4 protein-coding genes are annotated in these 3,244 nt (G+C 56.8%); 2 read left to right on the forward strand and 2 right to left on the reverse strand.

The window, feature by feature from the left end; genetic code table 11:
- The first annotated feature begins 29 nt into the window (after positions 1-29).
- Positions 30-497, forward strand: a complete 468-nt coding sequence (locus IQ273_RS31870) for a nuclear transport factor 2 family protein (RefSeq protein WP_194027099.1) — start codon at positions 30-32, stop codon at positions 495-497.
- A gap of 77 nt (positions 498-574) precedes the next feature.
- Here IQ273_RS31870 and IQ273_RS31875 read toward each other — a convergent pair whose 3' ends face one another.
- The gene (locus IQ273_RS31875; RefSeq protein ID WP_194027100.1) at positions 575-1,177 is read right to left on the reverse strand and encodes a Uma2 family endonuclease; all 603 of its coding nucleotides are present in this window, start codon (positions 1,175-1,177) and stop codon (positions 575-577) included.
- Positions 1,178-1,339: 162 nt separating this feature from the next.
- On the opposite strand from IQ273_RS31875, the gene IQ273_RS31880 reads away from it, so the two are divergent.
- Entirely contained in the window at positions 1,340-2,245 is a 906-nt protein-coding gene (locus IQ273_RS31880) for a M48 family metalloprotease (protein WP_194027101.1), read from the forward strand.
- A gap of 21 nt (positions 2,246-2,266) precedes the next feature.
- On the opposite strand, the gene egtD is transcribed toward IQ273_RS31880, so the two are convergent.
- Positions 2,267-3,238, reverse strand: a complete 972-nt coding sequence (gene egtD, locus IQ273_RS31885) for an L-histidine N(alpha)-methyltransferase (RefSeq protein WP_194027102.1) — start codon at positions 3,236-3,238, stop codon at positions 2,267-2,269.
- Positions 3,239-3,244: the final 6 nt, after the last annotated feature.

The raw sequence follows: 3,244 nt of genomic DNA on the forward strand, positions 1-3,244 counted from the left end.
ACCCCTTACTCATCCACCCATCCACCCCTATGCCCACGCCTATCGTCCCCCCCTTTACGAAAGAGACCGCGATCGCCAAAGCCCGCATGGCCGAAGACGCCTGGAACAGCCGCGACCCCGATCGCGTCGCTCTGGCCTATACCGAAGACAGTCACTGGCGCAACCGGGCCGAAATCTTCCAGGGCCGCGACACCATCCGCGCCTTTTTGCGCCGCAAGTGGGATAAAGAACTCGACTACCGCTTGGTCAAAGAAGTGTGGGCCTTTGGCGACAACCGTATCGCTGTGCGGTTTCAGTACGAATGGCACGACGACGCGGGGCAGTGGTATCGCGCCTACGGCAACGAAAACTGGGAGTTCGACGAAAATGGCCTCATGCGCCGCCGCGAAGCCAGTATTAACGACAAGCCGATCGCAGATTCAGACCGCCGCTTCTTCTGGGACACCTCTGGCCCTCGCCCGCAGAATCATCCAGGGCTGATTGACTCGCCGGTTTAGTTGCTTTCGCCGCCAGAAAGGGGGTTTCTCAGGGTAGCCAACAAAGCCAATGCGACTGCCATAGAAACCTGGTTTCTCTACCAAATCTTAGCCATTCGCAGTACAAAGCCTGGTAACTGAGGGTCTCCAGAGACGGTGTCGGGGTTCTCTAGAACTTCCGGGGCTTGATTGGGGCGATAGATGTGAACCTGGCGGGTTTTGCGATCAATTAACCAGCCCAACGACGCACCATTGGCTAGATATTCTTCCATTTTGGCCTCAAGTCTGCTGAGGGTATCGCTAGCAGACCGCAGCTCCACCACAAAGTCTGGGCACAGGGGCGCAAAGGATGCCTGCTCAAGTTCCGTTAGCGCAGTCCAGCGTTCTAGACGTACCCAGGCGGCATCGGGGGAACGGGTGGCACCATTGGGCAGCGTAAACCCAGCGCTAGAGTCAAAGGCTTCGCCAGTACCATCTACATCAGCCCAGTTGGCCAACTGCTGGGCAATTTTGAGGTTGCGATTGCCTGTATCGGAAAACGCGGGCGGCATGACAATCACTTCTCCAGTGGCCGATCGCTCGATTCGCAGATCTTGATTGGCTTGGCAGAATGCATAAAATTCCGCTGTCGTCATTTCAGCGCTGGTCGGAAAATTGACCGTTAACGGTACGCTTTCAGTTTGAATCAACAGCGTTGTCATCGGTTGCCCCAATCTCCGCAATGGGCCGATCATAGCCTAAACCCACTGGGCCATCAGCCCTCTCATCTTTAGCCCTTTCAGCTTTTCCTTCCCCAGGTAGATCTCAGCTGCGCCAACCTCTGAGATGCTGAAGGATAAACATCATGTGCGGTGGGGCTACTTATGGCGGCAATGAATCAGTTTAGAACATTGGCACTCTTGGCGCTGCTCAGCGGGTTAATTGTGCTGGCGGGCTATCTGCTAGTCGGCGACGAAACGGGCCTGTACTACGGGCTGGGCTTTGCGGCGGTGAGCAGCTTTGGCTCGTGGTACTACTCCGACAAGGCGGCGCTATCGGCCTTTAAGGCCAAGCCCACCCCCCGAGAAGAGGCCCCAGAACTGTTTGCACGGCTGGAGAAACTGTGCGATCGCGCCAACATCCCCACCCCCACCCTTTACCTGGTGCCCTCAGAGTCGCCCAACGCCTTTGCCACCGGGCGCGACCCCAACCATGCCGCGATCGCCCTCACCGAGGGCCTGATTGACCTACTGCCCGACGACGAACTCGACGCCGTCATCGCCCACGAACTGACCCACGTGCGCAACCGCGACACATTGACTCAGGCGGTGGCGGGCACCCTAGCCGGTTCGCTCACCTTTCTGGGCCGCATTCTTACCTTTGGGGCGCTTTACTTTCCGGTGGCGCGAGCCGGAGGACGGCGCGGCAACAACCCAATCGCCATTTTGTTTTTGCTGGTGATTGCGCCTATGGCCGCTGGTTTACTCCGCATGGCAATCTCCAGAACGAGGGAGTATGCGGCTGATGCCGGGGCCGCCGAGATTACCAACAACCCCCTGGCCCTGGTGCGGGCATTAGAAAGACTGGAAGAGATGGGGCAAAAGGTGCCCATTCACGGCAACCCGGCCTTTGCGCCACTGTTTATCATCAACCCCCTATCGAAAGAAGGGATGATGACGTTGTTTATGACCCACCCCTCAACCGAAGATCGCATTCAGCGGTTAAAAGAGCTGGCCAAAAAACTTGAGAGCAATCCAGAAAATACTAAAGCGCTAAGCCCCAGCGTCTAAAGCCCCAGTTTCAGATTTAGTTCAGATCTGTTTTAGGTGGTGCAGGCTAAAGAGCTGTTCAGCATCCGTCCACACCTGCACAGGCTTAAAACCGGCCTCCATGGCCAAAAGCTGAAATTCATCAATGGTGTACTTGTAGGAGTGCTCGGTACGCAAGGTTTCGCCCGCCTTGAAGGGAATCTCGGCATCGCCCAGGCGCACGGTTTGATCGCTTAGGCTGGCGATCGCCATCTCAATTCGCCCCGCCACTTCGTTGTAGCAGGCCCGATACTCAAACTGGGTCAGGTCAAAATCAGCCCCAAGCTCTCGATTGATCCGCACCAGCACATTGAGCGCAAAGGCGGCAGAAATCCCCTGGGCATCGTCATAGGCGGGTTCGAGCAGGCTGGCAGATTTCTTTAGATCTACACCCACGATCAGATCGCCCAGTACCGCGACGGTTTTGAGAAAAGCAATCACCTCGGCGGGTTCTAAGTTGCCAATTGAAGAACCGGGGAAAAAGCCAATAGTGGGGCGATCGCGCAGCTCTGGAATGGTGGCAATCGGCAGCGGTTGGGTATAGTCAGCGCAGACTGCGATCGCCTCCAGCCCTTCCACATCTGCCATTAGCGCCGCACAGGCCTCCTGCAAATGCTGCCGCGAGATATCGACCGCTACGTAGGTCTGCACCTGGGGGGCCGCATTCAGCAAAATGCGAATTTTTTGGCTACTGCCGCTGCCGAGTTCCACCAGGGCACGATGATCTAAAGCCGCCGCAATATCCTCAGCATTGGCCCGTAAAATCGCCATCTCGGTGCGCGTTAGGTAGTACTCCGGCAGCTGGCAAATGGCATCAAACAGCTCAGACCCCCGCTTGTCGTAGAGAAACTGCGGCGAAATTGTCTTTTCAGGCTTGCTCAGCCCCCGCAACACCGCACTGCGAAAATCTTCTACAGGCGGGTGAAAATCATACAGCTTGACAGGGGAGGGTTTGGTAGAGGAAGTAGGGGGCATGGGGAG

The sequence above is a fragment of the Nodosilinea sp. LEGE 07298 genome (genome assembly GCF_015207265.1).
Classification (GTDB): domain Bacteria; phylum Cyanobacteriota; class Cyanobacteriia; order Phormidesmidales; family Phormidesmidaceae; genus Nodosilinea.

Bases quoted from the DNA above. Each gene is read 5' to 3' on its own strand.
- IQ273_RS31870 (WP_194027099.1), top strand. From the start codon at position 30: ATGCCCACGCCTATCGTCCCCCCCTTTACGAAAGAGACCGCGATCGCC.
- IQ273_RS31875 (WP_194027100.1), bottom strand. From the start codon at position 1,177: ATGACAACGCTGTTGATTCAAACTGAAAGCGTACCGTTAACGGTCAAT.
- IQ273_RS31880 (WP_194027101.1), top strand. From the start codon at position 1,340: ATGGCGGCAATGAATCAGTTTAGAACATTGGCACTCTTGGCGCTGCTC.
- egtD (WP_194027102.1), bottom strand. From the start codon at position 3,238: ATGCCCCCTACTTCCTCTACCAAACCCTCCCCTGTCAAGCTGTATGAT.